The organism is Streptomyces changchenzhani, assembly GCF_039766235.1.
In the GTDB taxonomy this organism is placed as follows: domain Bacteria; phylum Actinomycetota; class Actinomycetes; order Streptomycetales; family Streptomycetaceae; genus Streptomyces.
In genome coordinates this window covers 15,816-34,857 of the sequence record NZ_JBDHNH010000018.1, presented here as the reverse complement: position 1 = coordinate 34,857, position 19,042 = coordinate 15,816, and the positions used below count along the sequence as shown (strand labels likewise).

Below are 19,042 nucleotides of genomic sequence, written 5' to 3'. Positions count from 1 at the left end.
CACTGCCCCGCCCCTCTCATGAGAGCCGAGCCATGACTGTCAATATGTCCAAGGGCCAGCAGATCAGCCTCACCAAGTCCGGCGGCGGCGAACTCACCGTCGTACGCATGGGTCTGGGCTGGAAGTCCGTGCCCCGCAAGGGATTTCTCGCCCGGATGACTGCCAAGGAGATCGACCTGGACGCGTCGGCCGTGCTGTTCGCGGACAAGCAGGCCGCCGACGTCGTCTTCTTCCAGCACCTGACGAGCGACGACGGTTCCGTCCGGCACACCGGTGACAACCGGGTCGGCGGCGCGGGCGGCGACGACGAGTCGATCGTGGTGGACCTTCAGCGGGTCCCCGTGCACGTCGACCAGATCGTCTTCACGGTGAACTCCTTCACCGGCCAGACCTTCGAAGAGGTCGAGAACGCCTTCTGCCGTCTCGTCGACGAGACGAACGGCCAGGAGCTGGCCCGCTACACCCTGACCGGCGGCGGTCGCCACACCGCGCAGATCATGGCCAAGGTGGTGCGCGCGGGCGCCGGTTGGCAGATGGCCGCCATCGGCGAGCCCGCCCAGGGGCGCACCTTCCAGGACCTGATGCCCTCCATCGCGTCCCACCTGTAAAACCCGACGAAGCGGCGCAGACTGCCTGATCCGGCGGATTCCGAAGGATGACGGATTTCAACGGATTCGATGGATTCGTCGGATCAGGCAGCCGGCCCCACCAGCTCCTCCAGGATGTCCTCCAGGACGTCCTCCATCGTGACAAAGCCGAGGACCGCCTCCTCGACGACCGCCGCCCGGAGCGCGGTCACGGAGTTCCCGGAACCGGTGGCAAACTGGCCGCCGATATCCGAGGAGCCCCCCGTGCCCATGTTGCGTCACCTGCGCCGCGTAGTCCGCCTTACCTCCCGCAGGCCCGTGGACCTCAGCCACCCGGCCCGCTCACCCCTGGGCAGCGCCGTGGAGAACTGCGTGGTCTTCGAGCACGGCGTACGCCGCCCCAGGGACTGCCCGGCGCCCGAGGCCGTGCGCCAGGTCCGCGAGTACGGCGGCAAGGGCTTCGTATGGATCGGACTGCACGAGCCCGGCGCCGATGAACTCGCGGACCTCGCCGACCTGTTCGGCCTGCACCCGCTGGCCGTCAAGGACGCGCTGAGCGCCCATCCCCGACCCAAGCTGGAGCGGTACGACGACACGCTCTTCGCCGTCTTCAAGACCGTCCGCTACGTCGAGCACGAGGAGCTCACCGCCACCAGCGAGGTGGTGGACACCGGCGAACTCATGGTCTTCACCGGCCCCGACTTCGTCATCACCATCCAGCACGGCAGGCACGGCTCGCTCGGCCCGCTCCGCGAGGCCCTGGAGGCCGCGCCCGACCTGCTGTCGGAGGGGCCCGCCGCGGTGCTGCACGCCGTGGTCGACCATGTCGTCGACGAGTACGCCCTGGTGACCGACGCCGTACAGCACGACATCGACACCGTCGAGAACGCCGTCTTCAGCGTGGACGCGGGCCGCAGTGGCGTCGGGCGGGTCTACCAGTTCAAGCGGGAGCTGCTGGAGCTCAGGCGGGCCGTGACACCGCTCGCGCGCCCCCTGCACACCCTGGCGACCCGGCCCGTCCCGCCGGTCGGCCCGGACCTCCAGCCGTACTTCCGCGATGTCGCCGACCATCTGGACCGGACCATAGAGCAGATCACGTCCTTCGACGGGCTGCTCGACTCGATCCTCCAGGCCCACCTCGCGCAGGTGACCGTCGCCCAGAACGAGGACATGCGCAAGATCACGGCGTGGGCCGCGATCATCGCCGTACCCACGATGATCTGCGGTATCTATGGCATGAACTTCGAGCACATGCCGGAGCTGAAGTGGACGTACGGCTACCACCTGACCGTCGCGGTGATGGCCGCCGTGTGCTTCACCCTGCACCGGAGCTTCCGCCGCAACGGCTGGCTCTGACCAGGGGCGCCGGGGCGTTCGATTGCGCTGTTCAGCCGCTCAGGCGCTCAGGCGCTCAGCTGTGCAGCGACCGCGCGTCCTCCGTGTGCCCCTCGGGCTCAAGCTGGATCGTCGAATGCGGTACGTCGAAGTGGTCACCGACGCACGCCTGGAGGCGGCCGAGCAGATGACCGGTCTCCTCCTCGCGCAGCGTCGCGTCCGAGACCACGATGTGCGCGGTCAGGACGGGCATCCCCGAGGTGACGGTCCACGCGTGCAGATCGTGCACCGCGAGCACCCCGGGCTCCGCCAGCAGATGCCGGCGCAGCTCGCTCAGGTCCATGTCCTGGGGAGTGGCCTCCAGCAGTACGTGCAGGGAGTCGCGCAGCAGCGAGTACGTACGCGGCACGATGAGGACGCCGATGACGATCGAGGCGACGGGGTCGGCCGCCTGCCAGCCGGTGAGCAGGATGACCAGGCCGCCGACGATGACCGCGACCGAGCCGAGGGCGTCGCCGAGCACTTCGAGGTAGGCGCCGCGCAGGTTGAGGCTGCGTTCCTTGGCATCGCGCAGGAGGTAGAGGCCGACGATGTTGGCGGCGAGGCCGACCAGGGCCACGCCGAACATCAGCCCGCCCTTGACCTCGACCGGCTCGCTGAAGCGCCGGATCGCCGAGTAGAGCACCCAGATGAAGATGCCGGCCAGGAGCAGGGCGTTCAGGACGGCGGAGAAGATCTCCACCCGGAAGAAACCGAAGGTACGGCGGGGGGTGGGCGCGCGCTGCGCGAGGGTGATGGCGCCGAGCGCGAGGGAGACGCCGACCGCGTCGGTGAGGCTGTGCGCGGCATCGGCGAGGAGCGCGAGGCTGCCCGACAGGAGCGAGCCGACGACCTGGACGAGGGTGATGGTGACGCTGATCCCGATGGTCCACAGCAGACGCCCGCGAAAGCCGCCACTGAGGGTGCTGGCGGCGGACGGCGCGCCATGATCGTGCCCCATGCCCGAACCTCCTCGCCCGCCAGTCGACCACGGGCGGGGGGAGCCCGCCACAGCAATGCCCGCGAGCGCGTCCCCCTACCCGGCCCTCTCAGCTCGCGTCCGGGGCGGAGCCCCAGTTCAGGAAGGGGCGCATCGGGGGGCCCACTGTCAGACCCGGGACCTACATTTGCGTTCATGGAACCGAACGTACGCATCGAGCCCTGGTCCGAGGGCGACTTGGAGCTGCTCCGGCAGGTGAACGCGCCGGAGATGATGAAGCATCTCGGAGGCCCGGAGACCGACGAGCAGCTGCTCGTACGGCACAAGAGATACGTGAACGAGGACGGCTCGCACAACGGCCGGATGTTCCGGATCGTGCTGCTGCCCGAGGGCGTACCGGCCGGCACGATCGGCTTCTGGAACCAGACCTGGCACGGCGAGGCGGTGTACGAGACCGGCTGGAGCGTGCTGCCCGAGTTCCAGGGCCGGGGCGTCGCGAAAGCCGCGACGGCGGCAACGGTGGAGCTGGCGAGGGCCGAGGGCCGCCACCGCCGGCTGCACGCGTTCCCTTCCGTCGACAACCCCGCGTCGAACGCGCTGTGCGCGAAGGCGGGCTTCGAGTTCGTCGCCGCGTGCGACTTCGAGTTCCCGCCGGGGAACCTCATGCGGTGCAACGACTGGCGGCTCGACCTCCGCGCGTGAGCATCCGCGCTGGGCCGGTTCGCCCCCACGCTCGCACGCCCACCCAGCTAGGGACGCTCCGCCGTCAGATAGCGCTGCACGGTCGGCCCCAGCCAGCCGACCACCTCTTCCCGGTCCATCTCGACGGCGGCCGGCAGCCGCAGCACGTACCGCGCCATCGCCATGCCCAGGATCTGCGAGGCCACCAGCGCGGCACGCCGGGGCGCCTCGGCGGGGTCGTGCCCCAGGCCGGCGGCGATGGGGACGAGCTGTTCCCGGAAGATCGCCGCCATGCGCTCGGCGCCCGCGGCGTTGGTCACCCCGACGCGCAGCAGCGCGGTCAGCACCTCGTCCGCCTCCCAGCGGTCCAGGAAGTGGCCGACGAGGACCCCACCGACATCCTCGCCGCCCAGCTGGGCCGGCTCGGGCAGCCGCAGGTCGAACTCGGAGGCCGCGGCGAAGAGCCCCTCCTTGTTGCCGAAGTAGCGCATCACCATCGACGGGTCGATGTCGGCGTCGTGCGCGATGGCGCGGATGGTGGCGCGCTCGTACCCGTCGGCAGCGAACCGCTCACGGGCGGCTTCGAGAATCGCGGCCTTGGTCGTGTCGGAGCGGCGCGGCGGCCGGGGCACATCAGTCATGCCCACGAATGTAGGCCAACGGCCGTTGACATTCCAGTGCGCACTGCGGCAGCCGGCCGGAGAAAGCCGGAGAGGATCAGAAGAAGTAGCGGTCCCCCGTGGCCGGAGCCAGCACCCGGTGCTCGTTGTTCTGCGGGTTCCGGTCGGACGCACCACCGTTCCACGCCGTGTCGATCCGCACTGTCACCTCGACGGTGTGCACCGCCACCCGGAGCGCAAGGTCGAGCCCCCGCCCCTTGAGCGACCGCCCCGTCCCGGCACCCGCCCGCAACTCCCCCGCCCCGCACAGCACCTCGTCGGGCCCGGCCCGCAAGCAGCCCGAAGGCAGCACCTGCGCCCCGGCCAGGGGCACCGAGAACCTCAGCCGTACGGTCGCGTCCGCCACCCCCGAGGGCCCATGGTTCGCCACCACCAGCCGGACCCCGAGCCGCCCCTCGCGGACCATGACATGCCCGTGGTACGCCACATCCGCCTCCGGAGCGATGCCCGCGCCCCCCGCACGGTCGCCCGCACTCGCATTCGCACCCACACCCGCACTCACACCAGCCACACCCACCACGGCCATAGCCGCCCCGGCCACCGCCACCAACGCCCTACGCATCGCAACCATGTCCCGAACATACCGATTCATCCCGCCAGGCCCGCCCCTCGCCCCGTGACACGCTGAGCCCATGCTCTTCGCGCGCTCCGCCGCCCTCTTCGTCCTCGCCGCGCTGTTCGAGATCGGCGGCGCCTGGCTCGTCTGGCAGGGCGTACGCGAGCACAAGGGGTGGATCTGGATCGGCGCCGGGATCATCGCCCTCGGCGCGTACGGCTTCGTCGCCACGCTCCAGCCGGACGGCGAATTCGGCCGCATCCTCGCCGCGTACGGCGGCGTATTCGTCGCGGGCTCCATCGCCTGGGGCATGGTCGCCGACGGCTACCGCCCCGACCGCTGGGACGTGACCGGCGCCCTGGTCTGTCTCGCCGGAATGGCCCTCATCATGTACGCACCACGGGCTCGCTAACCTGTTCCCCATGCCTACGCCCATCGCCATCATCACCGGAGCGAGCAGCGGAATCGGTGCCGCGACCGCCCGCCGCCTGGCCGCCGCCGGTTACCGCGTCGTCCTCACCGCCCGCCGCAAGGACCGCATCGAGGCCCTGGAGGCGGAGCTCACCGCCGCGGGCCACCAGGCGACGGCGTACCCCTTGGACGTCACCGACCGCGCGGCCGTCGACGAGTTCGCCACCGTCTTCCGCAACCTCGCGGTCCTCGTCAACAACGCGGGCGGCGCGCTCGGCGCCGACCCGGTCGCCACCAGCGATCCCGCCGACTGGCGCCAGATGTACGAGACCAACGTCATCGGCACCCTCAACCTCACGCAGGCCCTGCTCCCCGCCCTCACCGCGAGCGGCGACGGAACGGTGGTTGTGCTGTCCTCCACCGCTGGGCACGGCACGTACGAGAACGGCGGCGGCTACGTGGCCGCCAAGCACGGCGCCCACGTCCTCGCCGAGACCCTGCGCCTGGAGATCGTCGGCACCCCGGTCCGGGTGATCGAGATCGCCCCCGGCATGGTCAAGACGGAGGAGTTCGCGACGACCCGCTTCCGCGGCGACACCGACAAGGCCGCGAAGGTCTACGCGGGCGTGGCCGAGCCGCTCAGCGCGGACGACGTGGCGGAGACGATCACCTGGGCGGTCACCCGCCCGCCGCATGTCAACATCGACCTCCTGGTGGTCCGCCCACGCGCCCAGGCCTCCAACACCAAGGTGCACAGGGAGCTTTGAGCGGAACGGCCACTCACTCCAAGGGCACGATCCGGGCGACCACCGTCTCCACCAGCTGGTCGATCCGGGCGTCGGAGAGCATCTCGGGCAGCGTGAAGTGCTCCAGCATCAGCCCGGTCATGGCGAGGTAAAGGACAAGGAACGTGTCCGCGTCACCCGGCAGCCGAGCGTCCACGTAGGACCGGGCGCTCTCCTCGAAGGCGGCGCGGACGTTCTGGTTGAGCTGCCGCTGGAGCGCCGGCCGGCGGGTGGCCTCCAGCCGCAGCTCCAGGAGGGCCAGATAGCCGGAGCGGTCGTCGGCCATACGCCGCACCAGTGCCCGCATCAGCCCGGTGAGCATCTCTCGGGTGGGCCCCGCCGCCCGCGCCTCTTCGCCGACGGCGTCCGGGTCGGGGGTGTTGCGCACATGGATACGGGCGCCCGCCTGCATGAACAGATCGTCGCGGCCGGTGAAGTAGTTGGACGCCGTACCGACCGGGACAGCGGCCCGGGTGTCGACCGCGCGAAAGGTGAGCCCGCGCGCCCCCTCCTGCGCCAGCACCTCGATGGCGGCGTCGACAAGCGCCGTCCTGCGCTCCGGATTCCTACCCATGCGGACCCGCCTCTCCATTCCCGTCGCAGAACCACTACGCCTGAAGCACTATATGCGAAGTGGTTACAGTCGCACCCTCAACAATCGCACCCCTCGACGACCGGACACCGAGGCCCCTCTTGCGCAAGCTCACCCACATCACCGCCTGCCGCAAGCGTTGATCCGGGGCACGCGGAGGCCCCCCGGCACGATCTCTGCCGGGGGGCCTCCGAGCGCGGGTGTCAGCCCTTCACACAGATGACCTGCTTCAGCTTCGCGACGACCTCGACCAGGTCGCGCTGCTGATCGATGACCTTCTCGATCGACTTGTACGCACCCGGAATCTCATCCACGACACCGGAGTCCTTACGGCACTCCACGCCCTGGGTCTGATCGGCCAGGTCCTTCGTCGAGAAGCGCTTCTTCGCGGCGGTACGGCTCATCCTGCGACCGGCGCCGTGCGAGGCCGAGTTGAACGACTTCTCGTTGCCCAGCCCCTTCACGATGTACGAACCGGTGCCCATCGAACCCGGGATGATCCCGTACTCACCACTGCCCGCCCTGATCGCGCCCTTACGGGTGACGAGCAGGTCCATGCCGTCGTAACGCTCTTCGCTGACGTAGTTGTGATGGCAGCTGATCACCGGCTCGAAAGCCACCTTGGCCTTCTTGAACTCCCTGCGGACCACGTCCTGGAAGAGTCCCATCATGATCGACCGGTTGTACTTCGCGTACTCCTGCGCCCAGAAAAGATCGTTCCGGTACGCCGCCATCTGCGGGGTGTCCGAGATGAAGACGGCGAGGTCCCTGTCGACCAGCCCCTGGTTGTGCGGCAGCTTCTGAGCCTGGCCGATATGGAAGTCGGCCAGCTCCTTGCCGATGTTCCTGGACCCGGAGTGCAGCATCAGCCAGACCGAATTTGTCTCATCGAGACAGAACTCGATGAAGTGGTTGCCTGATCCGAGCGTTCCTATCTGCTTAGTCGCCCGCTCCTGACGGAATTTGACCGCTTCCGCGATCCCGTCGAACCGCTTCCAGAAGTCGTCCCACCCCGCTGTCTGGAACCCGTGCAGCCGCCCCGGGTCGACCGGGGAGTCGTGCATCCCGCGCCCCACCGGAATCGCCTGCTCGATCTTGGAGCGGAGGCGTGACAGGTCGCCCGGCAGATCGTTCGCCGTCAGCGAGGTCTTCACCGCCGACATTCCACAGCCGATGTCCACACCGACCGCGGCCGGACACACCGCCCCGTGCATGGCGATCACCGAACCGACTGTCGCACCCTTGCCGTAGTGGACGTCCGGCATTACTGCGAGACCCTTGATCCAGGGCAGTGTGGCAACGTTCTGGAGCTGCTGCATCGCGCCGCCCTCGACTGTCGCCGGGTCGGCCCACATCCGGATCGGAACCCTCGCACCCGGCACCTCTACATACGACATAACTCCTCGATCTCCCCGTAAGTGTGAAAACGCAAAACTGACGCAAATCTCAATGAAAGAGACAGCGGACCGGCGTCGTGCCCGGTGCGTGCGATAGACATTGTGTCCACCGGCCGCCATCGGGCGGCAACCGTATTTCTCATCGAAGGGAGCCTGGGACCGTGCAGCGAAAGGTGTTCGTACCCGGCGTCGCGCTTCTCGCGACGCTCGCCGCCGGCTGCACCGGCGGCTCCGGTACCGAGGGCTCCACCGCCGACTCCAAGGCGGGTGACCCCACCACGTCCGCCGCGCCGGACGGCAAGTACCGCACGCTCCGCGAGCCCTGCGGCTCCGTCGACCGCGCCCTGCTGCGCGACCTGCTGCCCGGCGCCACCAGCCTGCCGCCCGAGCAGCAGGCGAAGGCGTACGCGGGCACGGCCGACGTGACCTATGACACCGACCGGCAGGTCGGCTGCCGCTGGAAGGCCGACTCGCCGGAGGCCACGCACCAACTGGTCGTCGAATTCGAGCGGGTCGTCTCGTACGACACCACCGTCAGCGACGACGACCGCGCCGAGGAGGTGTACGCGAAGCAGGTGACCGCTGCCCACCTGCCGTCCCCCTCGGCTCCTCCCGAGAGCGCGGACGAGGAGGGGACGGACGGGGAGAGCACGTCCCCCGGCGCCGACGCCTCCCCGGGAGCGGACGCGTCCCCGTCGGCCTCCGCCAAGCCGGACAGCGCCCCCGAGACCACACCCAGCAGCGAGTCCGGCGCCCCCTCGCAGACCCCCGAGGGGCTCCAGCCGCGCACGCTCGGCAGTCTCGGCGACGCCGCCTTCCTGGACGACGTACTCGCCCGGTCCGACTCGACGGCGCAGCGCCGCACGGTCAGCGTGGTATTCCGCACATCGAACGTGATCGTGACCGTCCGGTACAGCGCGCAGCCGGCCCTGATGACCGCGGTCCCCGACAGCAAGGAACTGCAGGAAAAGGCCCAGGCCGTGGCCCGCAAGCTCGCCGAGCAGTTCAGCGAATAGGGCCGTAGGGACCGGTCCGCACCGACCGGGCAGCGCCTTGCGCGCAGTCCGGCGCGGACCGTCCCCGGCGTACCGTGGCCGCACGAATCAGTCCCGAGAGCGCCAGCCCCACGAGCACCAGCCCCACGAGCACCAGTCGCCCGTCCCATGAGCCTCAGACCCGTGAGCGAAGGAACCATGCACCGATCAGCCCCGCGACTCACCCGCATTCTCGCCTGCGCCGCCGTACCGGTGATGCTCGTTGTCGCCGGCTGCTCGTCGGACTCCGACGGCGGGAAGGACGCATCGCCGTCCGCCAGTGCCTCCTCGAAGGCGCCGACGAAGCCGACGGTCCAGCCCGCGGCGTTCGACACGCTGCCGAAGCCGTGCGACGCGATCACGCCGAAGACGACCGAGTCCCTCGTGCCGGACGCGAAGGACAAGTCCGGCACCTCCGACCGGTCGAACGACGTCTCCGCGCGCGGCGGTTGCTCGTGGAACGGGCTGGACAGCAAGGGCGTGAAGGGGTCCCAGTACCGCTGGCTCTCCGTGTCGTTCATGCGGTACGACTCCGACCAGGCCCGCGGCGCCGGTGACAAGCTCGCCGGGGAGTACTACGCGAAGCAGGTAGAGGCCGCGAAGGCGACCGAGGGCGCGAAGAAGGTCAAGGCGGAGCCCGCCACCGGCATCGGCAACCAGGCCACCACAGTCACGTACGAGCTGCGGAAGACCGACGCGGACTTCGGATACGCAACGATCGTGACGCGTACGGAAAATGCTGTCGCCACGGTCGTCTACAACGGCGCGGGCTACCAGGGTGCCAAGTCCCCCAACCCCGCCGACCTGGTGAAGGACGCTCAGAAGGCGACCAAGGAGGCCGTGGCTTCGGTCACTGCCGCCAACAAGAAGAGCTGAGCCCGCACCGAGCGGCAAGCAGTACGTTGTAGCTGTTTCCGGCACTTTGCGGAGCCCGGTCCTCCCCTTGAGGACCGGGCTCCGGCTGTACCCGCGCAACGCGACCCGCACACATGTGCCAGGCTGGCCCCCGCCAAGTTGGACGTACGGGAGGGGATCGCGGGTGGCCGCGATGCAGCTGACACGCACGCACCGCATTTTGATCGGGGTCGTAGTCACCGGAGCGGTGCTCATCGCCGCGATCGGTTTCGCGGGCTCGTACGCCGCGGTGCGCGAGCTCGCGGAGGAAAAGGGCTTCGGGAAATTCTCCGTGGTCTTCCCGATCGGCATCGACGCGGGCATCTGCGTGCTGCTGGCGCTGGATCTGCTGCTGACGTGGATGCGGATCCCGTTCCCGCTGCTGCGCCAGACGGCGTGGCTGCTGACCATCGCCACGATCGCCTTCAACGGCGCCGCATCCTGGCCCGACCCGCTGGGTGTGGGCATGCACGCGGTGATCCCGGTGCTGTTCGTGGTCTCGGTGGAGGCGGCGCGGCACGCGGTCGGCCGGATCGCCGACATCACGGCCGACAAGCACATGGACGGCGTGCGGCTGACGCGCTGGCTGCTGTCGCCGCTGCCGACGTTCAAGCTGTGGCGGCGCATGAAGCTGTGGGAGCTGCGTTCGTACGAGCAGGTCATCAAGCTGGAGCAGGACCGCCTGATCTACCAGGCCCGGCTCCAGGCCCGCTTCGGACGCGCGTGGCGGCGCAAGGCGCCGGTGGAGTCGCTGATGCCGCTGCGGCTCGCGCGCTACGGCGTGCCGCTCGCGGAGACCGGACCCGCGGGTCTGGCGGCGGCGGGCATAGAGCCGGCGCTGCTGCCGCCGGTGGCGCAGCAGGAGCCACAGCGGACGCAACAGGTACAGCAGGCGCAACAGCCACAGCAGGGGCAGCCGCAGCTGGCGGCGGCCCAGGCTCAGGCCCAGGCTCAGGAGACCCCGGCGCTCCCGGCACAGGCCTCCTCACAGCCGCAGCCCCTCCCCCTGGAGCCCCAGCAGTCCTCGCAGCCACAGCCACTCCCCCAGCAGCAGCCCCAGGTGCAGCAGGCAGCTCCGGCTGAGGAGACCCAGCAGGACGGCACCCCGGCCGTGCACGCGAGCCCCAGCCCCTGGTTCGCAGCGCCGCAGGTCCCGCAGGAGACGTACGAGGGCGCGTACGACCCGACCTACGCCGACCCCACCTACGTCGACCCCACGTATATCGATCCCACGCGCATCGAGCAGCCCGAGCCGACCCCGGTGATGGTCCCGTCGGGCCCCGGCCGCAGCCGCCCGCTCGGCGGCATCCCCGGCCCGCGCGGCGAGCAGAGCCCGGCGGAGTACGCGGAGTACCAGGACGGGAAGCCGGAGGACGACGGGGACTCGGAAGAGGAGACGTACTACAACGCGTTCCGCAAGTACGTCAGCGAGAACAACACCTTCCCGACGGCCCGCCAGCTCGGCTCGTACCTCCAGGACCTGTACTCCCAGGCGCCTGTACCCGGCGAACTGGCCGAGTACAACCGGCGCTTCGAGATCCGCTACCAGCAGGAGCTCGACGCGGAGCACATCGCCTGAACTAGGCGACCCGCTTCTTGCGCCCGACCTCGCCCCACACCGCGAGGGTGACCCCGAGGACAGCGACGGTGGCGTAACCGGCGGAGGCAGTTTGTTTCATACGTCCACGATCACCCGGCGCTCGCACCGATTCGTCGTGCGCGAGGCCGAACCGGCAGTACGCCGAAGGATGCAGCGCGGCACCCTCCAGCCCGTCCGGCGTTTGAGGACCGGGGTCCGGGGCGGAGCCCCGGTTTCGGGAAGGGGCGGGTAGGGGACAGCGCCGCAGGCAACCCGCAACCCGCCCCCGCGCCGCGCTACGCCCCCAGCAGCTTCCGCACCCGCTCCGCCCCCACCGCGAGCAGCAGCGTCGGCAGCCGCGGCCCCGTGTCCCGCCCGACCAGCAGCTGGTACAGCAGCGCGAAGAACGACCGCTGCGCCACCTTCAGCTCCGGCGTCGGCTTCGCGTCCGGCGCCAGCCCCGCCATCACCTTCGGCACGCCGTAGACCAGCGTCGTCAGCCCGTCCAGCGACCAGTGCGCGTCGAGGCCGTCCACCAGCCGCCGCAGCGACTCGCGCCCGGCGTCGTCCAGCGCGCCCAGCGTCTCCGTGTCCGGCTCGCCGCGCACGATGGTGCGCTGCTCGGCCGGGACCTGGGTGCTGATCCACGCCTCCGCACGGTCGAGCCGCGGCCTGACCTCGTCCAGGGACGAGATCGGGTTCGCCGGGTCCAGCTCGGTCAGGATGCGCAGCGTCTGGTCCTCGGCCCCGGCCGTGATGTCGGCCACCGAGGCGAGCGTGCGGTACGACAACGGCCGCGGCGTACGCGGCAGTTCACCGGCGGCCGTGCCGATCGCCCGGGAGTGCGCCGCCGCGTCGGCCGGCAGCACGGTGCCCTCGGCGACCTTCTTCTGCAGCGAGTCCCACTCGTCGTACAGCCGCTGGATCTCCTGGTCGAAGGCGATCTTGAACGACTGGTTGGGCCGGCGCCGCGCGTACAGCCAGCGCAGCAGCGGCGCCTCCATGATCCGCAGGGCGTCGACGGCCGTGGGCACCCCGCCCTTGCTGGACGACATCTTCGCCATCCCGCTGATCCCGACGAAGGCGTACATCGGCCCGATCGGCTGCACCCCGTCGAAGACCTCGCGCACGATCTGCCCACCGACGATGAAGGACGACCCGGGCGAGGAGTGGTCGACGCCACTCGGCTCGAAGATCACGCCTTCGTACGCCCAGCGCATCGGCCAGTCGACCTTCCAGACCAGCTTGCCGCCGTTGAACTCGCTCAGCAGCACGGTCTCGGCGTGCCCACAGACGCAGGTGTACGACAGCGCGGTGCTCTCGTCGTCGTACGCCGTGACCGTGGTCGTGTCCTTGCCACAGACGGTGCAGTACGGCTTGTACGGGAAGTACCCCGCGCCGCCGCCACTGCCGTCGTCCTCGTCGGCCGCGCCGGACCCCTCGGCGGCCTCCAGCTCGGCCTCGTCGACCGGCTTCTGCCCCTGCTTCTGGCCGGCGCCGGGCTTGATCTTCGTCCGGTAGCGGTCGAGTACGGCATCGATGTCGGCCCGGTGCTTCATCGCGTGCAGGATCTGCTCGCGGTAGACCCCGGCGGTGTACTGCTCCGTCTGGCTGATGCCGTCGTACTCGACACCGAGCTCGACGAGCGCCTCGGTCATGGCCGCCTTGAAGTGCTCGGCCCAGTTCGGGTACGCGGAGCCGGCCGGTGCGGGCACCGCGGTCAGCGGCTTGCCGATGTGCTCGGCCCACGACTCGTCGATGCCCGGGATGCCCGCCGGCACCTTCCGGTACCGGTCGTAGTCGTCCCAGGAGATCAGGTGCCTGACCTCGTACCCGCGCCGCCGGAGCTCGTCGGCGACCAGGTGGGGGGTCATGACCTCCCGCAGGTTGCCCAGGTGGATCGGGCCCGATGGCGAGAGTCCGGACGCGACGACGATCGCCGGCGCGGCAGCGCCCGGGTGTTTCGCCCCAGGGGCACGTCGCTCCGACTCGGCGATGACATCGTCCGCGAAGCGGGAGACCCAGTCGGTCTCTGTGCTGCTCTGAGCCACGATCGGCACGTCCTTCTTTCTCGTCGGCTTGCGTGAGCATTCTCCCAGACGGTACGACCTCGCCCGCGGTTGCCCAGGTTGCCTTTATACGAGAAGACCCGCCCTCACCCCACATGAAATACTCGGTCGCACACTCCACTCTTCTTCGACAGGAACGGCAGCTCATGGCTTCGGTCCAATCCCTCGCTTCGACCGTCAATCAGCGCGTCGCGGACGCCCTCTCGGCAGCCCTGCCGGAGGCCGGCGCCGCCGACCCGCTGCTGCGACGAAGCGACCGGGCCGACTTCCAGGCCAACGGGATCCTGGCCCTCGCCAAGAAGGCCAAGGCCAACCCGCGCGAGCTGGCGACGAAGGTCGTCGAGGGCCTCCCCACCGGTGATGTCATCGCGGACATCGAGGTCTCGGGCCCCGGCTTCCTCAACATCACGATCACCGACCGGGCGATCATCGAGACCCTCGCGGCCCGCGCCGCCGACGGCCGCCTCGGCGTGCCGACGGCCGGGCAGCCGGGCACGACGGTCATCGACTACGCCCAGCCGAACGTCGCCAAGGAGATGCACGTCGGCCACCTGCGCTCCGCCGTGATCGGCGCCGCGATGGTCGAGATCCTGGAGTTCACCGGCGAGACGGTGATCCGGCGCCACCACATCGGCGACTGGGGCACCCAGTACGGAATGCTCATCCAGTTCCTGATCGAGCACCCGCACGAGCTGGACCACAAGGACGGCGTGGAGGTCTCCGGCGAGGAGGCCATGTCGTCGCTGAACCGCATCTACAAGGCTTCGCGCGTGGTCTTCGACTCGGACGAGGCCTTCAAGGAGCGGGCCAGGGACCGGGTGGTGGCCCTCCAGGCCGGAGACCCCGAGACGCGCGCCCACTGGCAGCGCTTCGTCGACGAGTCGAAGATCTACTTCTTCTCGGTCTTCAACAAGCTCGACATGGACATCCGCGACCCCGACATCATCGGCGAGTCCGGCTACAACGACATGCTCGAAGAGACCTGCCGTCTCCTGGAGGAGTCCGGCGTGGCGGTCCGCTCCGAGGGCGCGCTGTGCGTCTTCTTCGACGATGTGAAGGGCCCGGACGGCAAGCCGTCCCCGCTGATCGTCAAGAAGTCCAACGGCGGTTACGGCTACGCGGCCACCGACCTCTCCGCGATCCGCAACCGCGTGAGCGACCTGAAAGCCACCACGCTGCTGTACGTCGTGGACGTCCGCCAGTCCCTCCACTTCAAGATGGTCTTCGAGACGGCCCGCAGGGCGGGCTGGCTGACCGACGAGGTCAAGGCCCACCAGCTGGGCTTCGGCACGGTCCTGGGCAAGGACGGCAAGCCGTTCAAGACCCGCGAGGGCGAGACTGTACGCCTCGTCGATCTCCTGGACGAGGCAGTCGACCGCGCCACGACGGTCGTCCGTGAGAAGAACAACGAGAAGATCGCCCTCACCGAGGAGGAGATCGTCGAGAACGGCGCCCAGATCGGCATCGGCGCGGTGAAGTACGCCGACCTGTCGACCTCTGCCGCCCGTGACTACAAGTTCGACCTGGACCAGATGGTCTCCCTGAACGGCGACACGTCCGTGTATCTCCAGTACGCGTACGCCCGTATCCAGTCGATCCTGCGACTGCGGGGCGAAGCGGAGCCGACTGCCCACCCCGACCTCGAACTCGCCTCCGCAGAGCGGGCGTTGGGCCTGCACCTGGACCAGTTCGGGGAGAATCTGGCCGAGGTGGCGGCGTCGTACGAGCCGCACAAGCTCGCGGCGTACCTCTACCAACTGGCGTCGCACTTCACGACGTTCTACGACCAGTGCCCGGTTCTGAAGCCCGAGATCCCCGCCGAGGTCGCCCAGAACCGCCTCTTCCTCTGCGACTTGACCGCCCGCACGCTCCACCAGGGCATGGCTCTGCTCGGCATCCGCACCCCCGAGCGCCTCTGACCGCAGGCAGCACCCAGCTCGCGCACGCGCGGCCCTCCGCCGGTTTTGACCGGTGGGGGGCCGTCGGCGTTCATGCGTTCAACGCGTTCACATCAGCGCGTGCGACGTCCGGCCCGATTCCTCATCGATCTCCTTGTGTGCCTTCTGCAGCAACAACGAGGCGATCTCCATGAGCGCTCGCGCGCCCGCGACCTCCTCGCCGACCCGCAACTGTTCCGAATCGGTCGGGTGACGTCGGGCGGTGCCGTGCCCACGTATTTCCGTGCTGTCACCGAGCCTCACCATGGCGGCCGCCCTGGTCCGGTCGCCTTCCTCGCTGAACTCAATTTCGACGTGCCAGCCGACGAGTGTCTGCATGGCGGATCACCTCCAGCGGTACCCCTTCCAGGGTGCGCCGACCGGGCGCTGATCACCAGCGGAACGCAGACCACACCTACCTTTTGGTGAGTACACACTTTTTAGTCGGTACTTGCTGAAAAGAAAGCGCCGAGCCAGGATCAAAGGGACCCCCGAAGACACCTTCCGAGGAGCCCGACGTGTCCGATTCCACCGCCCCCGCCCCCACCTCGCCCCCTGTCTCGGTCATCGGCCTCGGCATGATGGGCACCGCGCTCGCCGCCGCGTTCCTCGCGGCCGGTCACCCCACCACCGTCTGGAACCGTTCGGCGGCCAAGACCGGCCCGCTGGTCGCCCAGGGCGCCCACCCCGCCGCCACGGCCGCCGAAGCGGTCGCCGCGAGCCCACTGGTGGTCGTCTGCCTGTCGACGTACGACACGGTGGATGCCGTACTCCACCCCCTCGCGGAGCAGCTCACCGGCAAGGCGGTCGTCAACCTCACCAACGGAACCCCGGCCCAGGCCCGCGAGTTCGCCACCTGGGCGCAGAAGCAGGGCGTCGAGTACATCGACGGCGGCATCATGGCGGTACCGCAGATGATCGCAGGGCCGTATGCGTACGTCCTCTACAGCGGCTCGCAGCCCGCCTACGACACCCATCGCGAGACCCTGGCCCGCCTGGGCGACACCAAGTGGGTCGGTACGGACCCGGGGCGCGCCGCGCTCCAGGACATCGCGCTGCTCACCGGCATGTACGGCATGTTCGCCGGCGTCCTGCAGGCCTTCGCGCTGGTGCGCTCGGAGGGCATCTCGGCGGAGGAGTTCTCGGGGCTGCTGATCCCGTGGATCGGCGCGATGACGGCGGGCGTGGGCGAGATGGCCCGCGCGATCGACAACGGCGAGCATCTGACCGACGTCTCCAGCCTGGCCGTGAACCAGGCTGCTTTCCCGAACCTCCTCACCACCCACCGCGACCAAGGTGTGAGCGCGGAGCTACTGGCCCCGATCCAGGGCCTGTTGGACCGAGCGGTGACCGAGGGGCACGGCGCGGACGGACTCTCCCGGCTGACCGAGCTGCTCAAGTCCTCGCTGTGAACGCCAAAACAACTTCGCATTGGTCTATACCTTGACTGGATCATGTCAACACGCTTGAGTGTGGGCCACCACCCCCCACCGAGGAGTGATCGAGTGCTGAGACACCGGATCATGGCGTTGTTGGTCGCAATCCTCGTCGGAGGCGGACTGGGGACAGCTCTCGCCCCCACCGCCTCCGCCGCCCCCACTGCAGCCGCCGGCGTCTGCGACACCGCCCCCAACTGGCGGGCAGGCGCGTCGTACGTAACTGGCAACGTTGTCAAGTACACCGACGGCAAGTTCTACATAGCCGAGCACGACAACCCCGGCTACGACCCCATCATCAGCACCTGCTTCTGGGATCCGTACAACTGCGGCGGTGGCGGCACCCCCGCCCCCACCGGCTTCCCCGTCAGCGAGTCGCAGTTCAACCAGATGTTCCCGAGCCGCAACGGCTTCTACACGTACAGCGGACTGACAGCCGCGCTGAGCGCGTACCCGGCCTTCGCCAACACCGGCAGCGACACGGTCAAGAAGCAGGAAGCCGCGGCTTTCCTGGCCAACGTCAGCCATGAGACGGGCGGCCTGGTCCACATCGTGGAGCAGAACACGGCCAACTACCCGCACTACTGCGACTGGGGCCAGTCGTACGGCTGCCCGGCCGGCCAGGCGGCGTACTACGGCCGCGGTCCGATCCAGCTCAGCTGGAACTTCAACTACAAGGCCGCGGGCGACGCACTCGGCATGGACCTGGTGAACAACCCGTGGCTCGTCCAGAACGACGCGGCCATCGCCTGGAAGACCGGCCTCTGGTACTGGAACACCCAGACCGGCCCCGGCACGATGACCCCGCACAACGCGATGGTCAACCAACGCGGCTTCGGCGAGACGATCCGCAGCATCAACGGCAGCCTGGAATGCAACGGCGGCAACCCCGGCCAGGTCCAGAGCCGCATCAACACCTACCAGAGCTTCGTAGGAATCCTCGGCACGACGGCAGGCTCGAACCTGAGCTGCTGAAGCACCACAGCGCCACAGCCCCAAAGACAGGGCGGCGGTCCGGGAGAACACACCCCGGCCCGCCGCCCAACCACATTTCCCACGTCTCAGCGCAGCCCGCGCGCGACCTCGGTCGCCCAGTACGTGAGGATCATGTCCGCGCCGGCCCGCTTGATCCCGGTGAGGCTCTCAAGGATCGCCTTCTCCCGGTCGATCCAGCCCCGCTCGGCCGCCGCCTCGATCATCGCGTACTCACCACTGATCTGGTACGCCGCGACCGGCACATCCACGGACTCCGCGACCTTGGCCAGGATGTCCAGGTAGGGGCCGGCGGGCTTGACCATCACCATGTCGGCGCCCTCGTCCAGATCCAGCGCCAACTCCCGCAAGGACTCACGCGCGTTGGCAGGATCCTGCTGGTACGTCTTGCGGTCACCGGTCAGCGAGGACCCGACGGCCTCGCGGAACGGCCCATAGAAGGCGGACGAGTACTTGACGGTATAGGCAAGCACCGCCACATCATCCCTTCCAATACTGTCCAACGCATCGCGAACGACGCCGACTTGGCCGTCCATCATGCCGCTGGGCCCCACCACGTGCGCACCCGCATCGGCCTGGACCTGCGCCATCTCGGCGTACCGCTCAAGCGTGGCGTCGTTGTCGACGCGCCCCAGTTCGTCGAGCACGCCACAATGCCCATGATCGGTGTACTCATCAAGGCAAAGGTCGGACATCACAACAAGCTCGTCACCCACCTCGGCCCGAACCTCACGCAGCGCGACCTGAAGAATCCCGTCCGGATCGGTGCCCGCGGTCCCGCGTGCATCCTTCTTCTCATCCACCGGTACGCCGAAGAGCATGATCCCGGCAACACCCACCTCAACGGCTTCGACGGCCGCCTTCCGCAGGGTGTCCAGGGTGTGCTGCTGAACACCGGGCATGGCCGAGATAGCAACCGGCTCACTGATGCCTTCGCGTACGAACACGGGAAGGATCAGATCGGCGGGATGCAACCGAGTCTCGGCAACCATGCGCCGCATGGCGGGAGTGGTCCGCAGCCGCCGGGGCCGGGCTCCGGGAAAGGATCCGTACACAGTCATACGGACAACGCTACGCCCGCCCGCCCCAGGCTCTTG

Annotated in this window: 20 protein-coding genes; 11 read left to right on the top strand and 9 right to left on the bottom strand. The window is 69.0% G+C overall.

Annotation, left to right across the window (positions count from 1 at the left end; all coding sequences use genetic code 11):
- The first annotated feature begins 32 nt into the window (after positions 1-32).
- Positions 33-608, top strand: a complete 576-nt coding sequence (locus ABCR94_RS36040) for a TerD family protein (RefSeq protein WP_347125416.1) — start codon at positions 33-35, stop codon at positions 606-608.
- 83 nt (positions 609-691) lie between these two features.
- Here the strand turns inward: ABCR94_RS36040 and ABCR94_RS36035 are convergent, their stop codons facing one another.
- Positions 692-859 carry a hypothetical protein gene (locus ABCR94_RS36035; protein ID WP_347125414.1) on the bottom strand — a complete coding sequence of 56 codons (168 nt, stop codon included), beginning with the start codon at positions 857-859 and terminating at the stop codon, positions 692-694.
- Between ABCR94_RS36035 and ABCR94_RS36030 the strand changes: the two genes are divergently transcribed.
- The gene (locus ABCR94_RS36030) at positions 858-1,943 is read left to right on the top strand and encodes a magnesium and cobalt transport protein CorA (protein ID WP_347125539.1); all 1,086 of its coding nucleotides are present in this window, start codon (positions 858-860) and stop codon (positions 1,941-1,943) included. The two genes, ABCR94_RS36035 and ABCR94_RS36030, sit on opposite strands and share 2 nt — an antisense overlap.
- Before the next feature lie 55 nt (positions 1,944-1,998).
- On the opposite strand, the gene ABCR94_RS36025 is transcribed toward ABCR94_RS36030, so the two are convergent.
- Positions 1,999-2,922: a cation diffusion facilitator family transporter gene (locus ABCR94_RS36025; RefSeq protein ID WP_347125412.1), complete on the bottom strand. Its 924-nt coding sequence runs from the start codon at positions 2,920-2,922 to the stop codon at positions 1,999-2,001.
- Between the two features lie 174 nt (positions 2,923-3,096).
- Between ABCR94_RS36025 and ABCR94_RS36020 the strand changes: the two genes are divergently transcribed.
- A complete protein-coding gene (locus tag ABCR94_RS36020) occupies positions 3,097-3,603 on the top strand; it encodes a GNAT family N-acetyltransferase (protein ID WP_347125410.1) in 507 nt (168 codons plus the stop codon).
- 47 nt (positions 3,604-3,650) lie between these two features.
- Here the strand turns inward: ABCR94_RS36020 and ABCR94_RS36015 are convergent, their stop codons facing one another.
- Together ABCR94_RS36015 and ABCR94_RS36010 are read right to left on the bottom strand one after the other, a co-directional pair.
- Positions 3,651-4,223 carry a TetR/AcrR family transcriptional regulator gene (locus ABCR94_RS36015; protein WP_347125408.1) on the bottom strand — a complete coding sequence of 191 codons (573 nt, stop codon included), beginning with the start codon at positions 4,221-4,223 and terminating at the stop codon, positions 3,651-3,653.
- A gap of 76 nt (positions 4,224-4,299) precedes the next feature.
- Positions 4,300-4,833 (bottom strand): hypothetical protein, encoded by a 534-nt coding sequence (locus ABCR94_RS36010; protein WP_347125406.1) that lies wholly within the window; start codon positions 4,831-4,833, stop codon positions 4,300-4,302.
- Positions 4,834-4,894: 61 nt separating this feature from the next.
- On the opposite strand from ABCR94_RS36010, the gene ABCR94_RS36005 reads away from it, so the two are divergent.
- Together ABCR94_RS36005 and ABCR94_RS36000 are read left to right on the top strand one after the other, a co-directional pair.
- The gene (locus tag ABCR94_RS36005) at positions 4,895-5,230 is read left to right on the top strand and encodes a YnfA family protein (protein WP_347125404.1); all 336 of its coding nucleotides are present in this window, start codon (positions 4,895-4,897) and stop codon (positions 5,228-5,230) included.
- 10 nt (positions 5,231-5,240) lie between these two features.
- Positions 5,241-5,996, top strand: a complete 756-nt coding sequence (locus ABCR94_RS36000; protein WP_347125402.1) for an SDR family NAD(P)-dependent oxidoreductase — start codon at positions 5,241-5,243, stop codon at positions 5,994-5,996.
- Positions 5,997-6,009: 13 nt separating this feature from the next.
- Here the strand turns inward: ABCR94_RS36000 and ABCR94_RS35995 are convergent, their stop codons facing one another.
- Both ABCR94_RS35995 and ABCR94_RS35990 read right to left on the bottom strand, forming a co-directional pair.
- A complete protein-coding gene (locus ABCR94_RS35995) occupies positions 6,010-6,588 on the bottom strand; it encodes a TetR/AcrR family transcriptional regulator (protein WP_347125400.1) in 579 nt (192 codons plus the stop codon).
- 221 nt (positions 6,589-6,809) lie between these two features.
- Entirely contained in the window at positions 6,810-8,003 is a 1,194-nt protein-coding gene (locus ABCR94_RS35990; RefSeq protein WP_347125398.1) for an RtcB family protein, read from the bottom strand.
- 161 nt (positions 8,004-8,164) lie between these two features.
- On the opposite strand from ABCR94_RS35990, the gene ABCR94_RS35985 reads away from it, so the two are divergent.
- From ABCR94_RS35985 to ABCR94_RS35975, 3 genes are all read left to right on the top strand, one after another.
- Positions 8,165-9,019 (top strand): DUF3558 domain-containing protein, encoded by an 855-nt coding sequence (locus ABCR94_RS35985; RefSeq protein ID WP_347125396.1) that lies wholly within the window; start codon positions 8,165-8,167, stop codon positions 9,017-9,019.
- A 177-nt stretch (positions 9,020-9,196) separates the two neighbouring features.
- Complete coding sequence (locus tag ABCR94_RS35980) at positions 9,197-9,913, top strand: DUF3558 family protein (protein ID WP_347125538.1); 717 nt, start codon at positions 9,197-9,199, stop codon at positions 9,911-9,913.
- A 163-nt stretch (positions 9,914-10,076) separates the two neighbouring features.
- Positions 10,077-11,510 (top strand): DUF2637 domain-containing protein, encoded by a 1,434-nt coding sequence (locus tag ABCR94_RS35975; protein WP_347125394.1) that lies wholly within the window; start codon positions 10,077-10,079, stop codon positions 11,508-11,510.
- Positions 11,511-11,806: 296 nt separating this feature from the next.
- Here ABCR94_RS35975 and lysS read toward each other — a convergent pair whose 3' ends face one another.
- Positions 11,807-13,570 carry a lysine--tRNA ligase gene (gene lysS, locus ABCR94_RS35970; RefSeq protein ID WP_347125392.1) on the bottom strand — a complete coding sequence of 588 codons (1,764 nt, stop codon included), beginning with the start codon at positions 13,568-13,570 and terminating at the stop codon, positions 11,807-11,809.
- 155 nt (positions 13,571-13,725) lie between these two features.
- Between lysS and argS the strand changes: the two genes are divergently transcribed.
- Positions 13,726-15,498, top strand: coding sequence for an arginine--tRNA ligase (gene argS / locus ABCR94_RS35965; RefSeq protein WP_347125390.1), 1,773 nt, complete (start codon positions 13,726-13,728; stop codon positions 15,496-15,498).
- 87 nt (positions 15,499-15,585) lie between these two features.
- On the opposite strand, the gene ABCR94_RS35960 is transcribed toward argS, so the two are convergent.
- Positions 15,586-15,855, bottom strand: coding sequence for a DUF1876 domain-containing protein (locus tag ABCR94_RS35960; RefSeq protein WP_347125388.1), 270 nt, complete (start codon positions 15,853-15,855; stop codon positions 15,586-15,588).
- 179 nt (positions 15,856-16,034) lie between these two features.
- Between ABCR94_RS35960 and ABCR94_RS35955 the strand changes: the two genes are divergently transcribed.
- Together ABCR94_RS35955 and ABCR94_RS35950 are read left to right on the top strand one after the other, a co-directional pair.
- The gene (locus tag ABCR94_RS35955; RefSeq protein WP_347125386.1) at positions 16,035-16,928 is read left to right on the top strand and encodes an NAD(P)-dependent oxidoreductase; all 894 of its coding nucleotides are present in this window, start codon (positions 16,035-16,037) and stop codon (positions 16,926-16,928) included.
- Between the two features lie 111 nt (positions 16,929-17,039).
- Positions 17,040-17,927 (top strand): chitinase, encoded by an 888-nt coding sequence (locus ABCR94_RS35950; RefSeq protein ID WP_347125536.1) that lies wholly within the window; start codon positions 17,040-17,042, stop codon positions 17,925-17,927.
- An 86-nt stretch (positions 17,928-18,013) separates the two neighbouring features.
- Here ABCR94_RS35950 and hemB read toward each other — a convergent pair whose 3' ends face one another.
- Positions 18,014-19,006: a porphobilinogen synthase gene (gene hemB / locus ABCR94_RS35945; protein WP_347125384.1), complete on the bottom strand. Its 993-nt coding sequence runs from the start codon at positions 19,004-19,006 to the stop codon at positions 18,014-18,016.
- Positions 19,007-19,042 lie beyond the last annotated feature (36 nt).